At 44.1% G+C, this 5704-nt stretch carries 7 protein-coding genes; 5 read left to right on the top strand and 2 right to left on the bottom strand.

Annotation, left to right across the window (positions count from 1 at the left end; genetic code table 11):
- Positions 1-98: 98 nt before the first annotated feature.
- Complete coding sequence (locus Q0R35_RS18410; protein ID WP_295621950.1) at positions 99-590, bottom strand: SMI1/KNR4 family protein; 492 nt, start codon at positions 588-590, stop codon at positions 99-101.
- A 99-nt stretch (positions 591-689) separates the two neighbouring features.
- Between Q0R35_RS18410 and Q0R35_RS18405 the strand changes: the two genes are divergently transcribed.
- The 5 genes from Q0R35_RS18405 to Q0R35_RS18385 all read left to right on the top strand — a co-directional run bounded on the left by Q0R35_RS18405 (position 690) and on the right by Q0R35_RS18385 (position 4871).
- Positions 690-1910: a hypothetical protein gene (locus tag Q0R35_RS18405; RefSeq protein WP_295621947.1), complete on the top strand. Its 1221-nt coding sequence runs from the start codon at positions 690-692 to the stop codon at positions 1908-1910.
- Positions 1911-2119: 209 nt separating this feature from the next.
- A complete protein-coding gene (menA, locus tag Q0R35_RS18400) occupies positions 2120-3025 on the top strand; it encodes a 2-carboxy-1,4-naphthoquinone phytyltransferase (protein ID WP_295621943.1) in 906 nt (301 codons plus the stop codon).
- Between the two features lie 74 nt (positions 3026-3099).
- Positions 3100-3414 (top strand): hypothetical protein, encoded by a 315-nt coding sequence (locus Q0R35_RS18395; protein ID WP_295621940.1) that lies wholly within the window; start codon positions 3100-3102, stop codon positions 3412-3414.
- Positions 3415-3903, top strand: a complete 489-nt coding sequence (locus Q0R35_RS18390; protein WP_295621937.1) for a hypothetical protein — start codon at positions 3415-3417, stop codon at positions 3901-3903.
- Positions 3900-4871, top strand: coding sequence for a histone deacetylase (locus Q0R35_RS18385; protein ID WP_295621934.1), 972 nt, complete (start codon positions 3900-3902; stop codon positions 4869-4871). The genes Q0R35_RS18390 and Q0R35_RS18385 overlap by 4 nt, the downstream gene beginning before the upstream one ends.
- A gap of 83 nt (positions 4872-4954) precedes the next feature.
- Here Q0R35_RS18385 and Q0R35_RS18380 read toward each other — a convergent pair whose 3' ends face one another.
- Positions 4955-5569, bottom strand: a complete 615-nt coding sequence (locus Q0R35_RS18380; RefSeq protein ID WP_295621930.1) for an antibiotic biosynthesis monooxygenase — start codon at positions 5567-5569, stop codon at positions 4955-4957.
- Positions 5570-5704 lie beyond the last annotated feature (135 nt).

Raw genomic sequence — 5704 nt, 5'->3', positions numbered from 1 at the left:
ATTTAGGACTGCTATATGTTGCCAAATTGATTATAACAAGCCTAAGTTATTTATCCCTCAGATGCTTGTGGGCAAATGCCCACCCTACTGGCGTGAATTCAAATCAATCTGTTCTTTTGTAGGGTATCTATTGAGTTACTTAATGTTTGAATAATACTGCTAGATAATTTCATACATTTTGAATGTGTCACGTCTCCTGCGGTAATATAGTGGACGATAGGATCTGGATTTTCATCACAAATAAAATACCAATAATGAGCACCAAGTTTGCTACCAAAAAAGAAAGCATTATCAGGAATTGGCTCGTACACATTTTCTATATCTTCTTCAATCATCTCCTGAACACCTTCATATAGATGTAACAAGCTAGGGGGGTAATGAAGGATGCTATGGTCTATCAATTGTCCGCCACCGTTACCACAAACAGAGAGAAAATTCTTGTAAATATTAGGCAGGTTGACATCAAATTTATTTTCAATATGTACAATATCGCGATGAGACATTTCCTTGATATCACTTAAAGTTATAATGTTATTTTCTAAACTAATTTTAATTAAATCACCAAGCAAAGACGCAAAATTATTTTCCATAGTTATCTAGGTCGCAAAAATTGAATGTGTGATTTAGCTGTTTGACAGCTTATACTGGAATAAATTTGGAGATATCATCTAGCAAGTAGAGGGATCGAGATGGGTTTGAATTTGGCACAGATCGATCGATTATTGGCTGAGTGGGCGCAGAAAGTGGATATTGCCAATCAAAACTTATTAGATTTATACGATTTGCCTGCATATCAACGGTTGAGTGGGATGGGGAATCCGCCGAGTAATGTCACGGGAATTACTCAACAACAAGCAAGTACGGCATTGACGGCGATCGAACGATTATTTGAGGATTTAGAATTATTCAATCAACAGATCGATCGAGCGCGGAGATTGCGGAGAGAATTACCAGCTTTATTTATTAACGATAGTCAGTTACTAGAAATAGAACAGCTCTTGACGGGGATGTCGATTCAGTTGCCGAGCATTCAGACACCTTTAGCCGAAAGAGGTTTAGTTAGTGCCAACCAACAGGTAAGAGCGATTTCGCTGGCTGAATTATTAGATCGGATGTCGATCGCTTTTGCCATTGCCAGAGATACGTTTGTCGCGGTAGAAACTGCTTGGCAAGAATTGGAATCGCAGTTAATTACGACTCATCAATCATTAGCACACTTACAACAATTAGCCCAGAAATTAAATATTGCCACACCGCCCGCATTAATTACCGCCCAAGCTAAATTTAACGAGATCCAATCGCAGATCGATCGCGATCCGTTAGGGATAAATCGCGCTTTCGTTCGAGAAATTGCCCCCTTAATCGATAATAGTCGCCACGAACTAGAAACCCTCGATCGCCAACGCCAACAACTACAAGCCGATTTTGCCACAGCACCCCAATTGCTGCAACAATTAACACAACTTAACCAAGACTCGATCGCCGCCTACACTGAAAGTCAATCAAAGATTCAGCATAGTTTACCAACAATTGCGCCATTACCCGTCGCCGAAATAGCCGAACTCGAACTCTGGCTAGAGCGATTGGTTGCCAAATTTGCCGCTGGGATAATTGCCCCCGTGCGCGTCGGGTTGACAAATTGGAGTCATAAAATTCAAGCACATACGATCGCGGCAGCATCGGCACTTACCGCCAATCGACTCCCCTTGGCTCGCAGACAAGAGTTACGCGGACGATTGGATGCGCTTGCAGCGAAGGCTCTAGCCAAGGGGAAGGCTGAAGATCCGGTTTTGACCGATTTGGGTACACAGGCGCGACAAGTCCTCTACAGCAGCCCTACAGACCTCAATCTGGCGATCGAGTTGGTGCGACAGTACGAGCAGGTTCTGAATCAGCGACTGGCGTGTTAATTTTCTTGGCGATGGAGAATTGGGGAATTGGCATCGTGTTATAGCTATAAATAGCTAGATTGCCGGATCGCACTCAGTTTCCATTTCAAGAGCATCCTAGTTCCGAGCGGGGTCTACTTGAGATCGAGATTCAAATAATAATTACATAGCAGTAATTTTGAGAATGAGGAGCAAGTAAATCTACTGTTATTTTAAATCTTATTTTGATTATGACTACATTTGAGTCGATCGCCAAACCAAAATCTCAGCTCTGGTTAGCAGCAATTAAACCGCCGATGTATACGGTGGCAATTATTCCGATTTCGGTGGGTTCGGCAGTTGCTTATGCCCAAAATCACTCGCTCGATCTCAATATTTTTGGGACGTTTTTATTATCGGCGATCGCGATTATTGCGTGGTTGAATATTAGCAACGATGTTTTTGATAGCGATACGGGAATCGATATTAATAAAGCGGAATCGGTAGTCAATTTAACTGGCAATCGCAACCTCATGTTTTGGCTGGCAAACTTATTTCTGAGTATCGGCATTGCCGGAATTGCGACGATATCTTGGTGGCAACAAGATCTCACCGTCATCGAGATCGTCGCCCTATCTTGCTTGCTCGGATACACTTATCAAGGCCCCCCCTTCCGATTGGGATATCAAGGTTTGGGCGAAGTTATTTGTACGATTTGTTTTGGCCCGTTAGCTGTAAGTGCGGCATATTATAGCCAAACTCAATCTTGGTCGATCGCTAATTTAACTGCTTCGATAATTATCGGTATTTCTACCAGTCTGATTTTATTTTGCTCCCATTTTCATCAAGTCAAAGACGATTTAGCCGCTGGTAAACTGTCGCCGATCGTCCGGATGGGGACGAGTATGGGTGCAAAGGTATTAACATGGAGTACGGCGAGTATTTATATCCTCACAGCGATCGGTGTGATTAGCAAATTGTTTCCCGTGGCGACACTACTGGTATTTTTGAGTTTGCCATTGGCGATTAAATTAACTCAATTTGTTACTGAATATCACGATCGACCAGAACGAGTTCGTACTTGTAAGTATCTAGCCGTCCGGCTGCATTTCGTAAGTGGGTTACTATTAGCTTTAGGCTTTTATCTAGCTCATTAGAATACAATGTTTGTGCTAAAATAGCCCCGACTGCTCAGAGGATGTTTGAATAAGTGAATCAAGGACTAGTATTTTTGATTTTGCTCGTTGCGGCTGTCTTAGAAGCTGGGGGCGATGCGTTGGTGCGAAAGGGGTTGCAGAGTCGCGGACTCTTGCCGCAAGTTGAATTTATCCTGCTGGGTGGTTTGACGCTATTGGGCTACGGGATTGTGGTGAACTTGCCTCCTTGGGATTTTGGCAAATTGTTGGGAGTTTACGTCACCCTATTTTTTCTAGTGGCTCAATTAATTAATTATTTTGGATTTGGTCAAGTACCTAGCATTTCGATCTGGGTGGGAGGTGCTTTAATTGTCACAGGTGGACTGGTGATTACATTCTGGAGAGTTTGAGTGAGTGTCAAAATCTATGTGTGGTTGCCTACAGGTGGCAAAGTAGGTCATTCTTCAATGCAAGTAGGCGATCGAGCCTACGTCAGTTTATGGCCAGGTAATGGGCGTAAGGGTTTCGTGCGGAGTGCGCTCCACAAAATGACGATGAATGTCAAGCGCAAACCATTTTATCGGGACTACGCAGCAGATCTCGCCGCTGAGGGAGCCGATCCGATCGTCGTGGAATTGGACTCACTCGATGAAGTGGCGATTCAGAAGTACTGGGAAAAAGTACAAGCCAGCGGATTGGAGTACGAATTAACGGAGTTTAACTGTTCGACGATCGTTGCTAATACTCTCTATATCGGATCGAATTTGCAGCCCTCATTTCAACCCCTCGCCGAGATCGATACCTATGTAGGTTTAGGGATTCCCCTGGGTGAGGTGGAGGCATGGGAACCAAAACATATTTTGCAATATGCCAAGGAGATTAAGCGATCGCAAAGATGAGCGAACCTACCAAAATTCAACCCAGATTGGTTTACTCGCCAGAATATGATATTCGCTGGCTGGGACTGGAAAAATTACATCCATTTGACAGTTGCAAATACAGCCGCACCTGGAAAGTTTTGGTCGATCGATTTGGCGACAGGTTGCAGTCAGCGACGATTACCCCAACTGCTCCAGCGACAGCGGAACTGCTGCAAACTATTCACACCCCAGAATACCTCCAGCAGTTAACTCACTCTCGCTATATTGCCCAAGCATTGGAACTAGCTTCTCTGGCTTGGGTACCCAGTGACATTCTCGATCGCCACGTATTACAGCCAATGCGACTTGCCACGATGGGGACGGTTATTGCTGCTAAAACAGCGCTAGAAACCGGCATCGGCATCAATCTATCAGGTGGATATCACCATGCTAGTCGCGATCGGGGATCGGGATTTTGCGTCTACTCAGATATCGCGATTTCTATTGCCAGCCTCCGCCAATCTGGGCAACTTACCGCCACTGATTCGATCGCGATTATCGATCTCGATGCTCATCAAGGTAATGGTTTAGCGCGGATTTTCGAGTTCGATCGCACCGTCCACATCCTCGATATGTATAACCAGGATATTTACCCCCAAGATCGTCAAGCGATCGATCGGATCGATCTCAATCTTCCCCTCGCATCGGGAACGCGAGACGATGAATATCTCAATAAACTTCAGCAGTATTTACCCAGCTTTTTAAGTCAGCTCGATAGACCCAAAATCGCCTTCTACAATGCCGGAACCGATATTTATGAGGACGATCCTCTCGGTCGGCTGAAGATCTCGGCAGAGGGGGTATTAGCACGCGATCGGCTTGTGTTTCAGACTCTAGTTGCTGCGAGAATTCCAGTGGTAATGGTGTTGAGTGGTGGCTATACGTCTGAGAGTTACCAGTTGGTGGCGAGAAGTGTTGGTGAAGTGTTGGACACTTGGGGTTTATAGCGATTTATTTCCGAAATAATTCTTGTTATGTGTAGATCTAAGCTTATGCGGCGATCTCTCACCTTCAATACCCGCACAGTAACTTAGGTGGTAAAAACTACTTCATGCAATGTCTTCTGGTATTCGTTGTTCGCTAGGTCAAGCATTTCTCCGAAAATAGGAGAGAACGGACGGTTTGAATCCATCGCGGTATACTGCTCTAGCGACCTCCAATGCCCAAAATTGATGCAACGCCATCCATCAAGGCTGCGGTGAGCATGAGTTGAAATCAGTCCCGCTTGTCCTGACATCATCTCAAGTGCCTGTCGAAATAACTCAATAAATCGAGGCTGATTTTCAGGCTGCTTCATCTTGAAAATTCCAAAGTTGACAAGTCCATCCATGCTCGGAGAGAGATGCAACTCGCTATCTTTAGGTTCTGCGGCAAAGATTTCAAACAAGTGAACATCTGGAACAGCAAAATCAGTGATGGGTTGAGTAGCCAGATAAAATTCTTGAGCTGCCCATTGAACATAACTTGTAACACTCAACCCGTCACGGCTACGGAGAACTGAGCCAGAAGAAAATCCTTCCTTGTGTTTATGAACAGATTCAATATTTTGAATTAGATATTCTACTAAACTTGCTTGGCTGTCAGGTTCTACAGGAAATATTGCAAACTCAGCTAGTAAACCATTAACTTGTTTAACAATGGGCATTTAAAACCTCAGAACTTTAGGGTGGGCAATGCCCACAGACCATTTAGATTTACAGCAAAAAGAACTTAAACTGTTTTGTTCTATCGAACTTACAATCGAATAATATCGTATCATTTAATGTTCGATCGGCGTGCA

Origin of the sequence: Chamaesiphon sp. GL140_3_metabinner_50 (genome assembly GCF_025361915.1) — a bacterium.
In the GTDB taxonomy this organism is placed as follows: Bacteria; Cyanobacteriota; Cyanobacteriia; order Cyanobacteriales; family Chamaesiphonaceae; genus Chamaesiphon.
Note: the sequence above shows the minus strand (reverse complement) of the source record. Positions and strands in the feature narration are given on the sequence as shown.

Coding starts and splice junctions, on each gene's coding strand:
- Q0R35_RS18405 (WP_295621947.1), top strand. CDS start 690: ATGGGTTTGAATTTGGCACAGATCGATCGATTATTGGCTGAGTGGGCG.
- Q0R35_RS18385 (WP_295621934.1), top strand. CDS start 3,900: ATGAGCGAACCTACCAAAATTCAACCCAGATTGGTTTACTCGCCAGAA.
- Q0R35_RS18380 (WP_295621930.1), bottom strand. CDS start 5,569: ATGCCCATTGTTAAACAAGTTAATGGTTTACTAGCTGAGTTTGCAATA.
- Q0R35_RS18410 (WP_295621950.1), bottom strand. CDS start 590: ATGGAAAATAATTTTGCGTCTTTGCTTGGTGATTTAATTAAAATTAGT.
- menA (WP_295621943.1), top strand. CDS start 2,120: ATGACTACATTTGAGTCGATCGCCAAACCAAAATCTCAGCTCTGGTTA.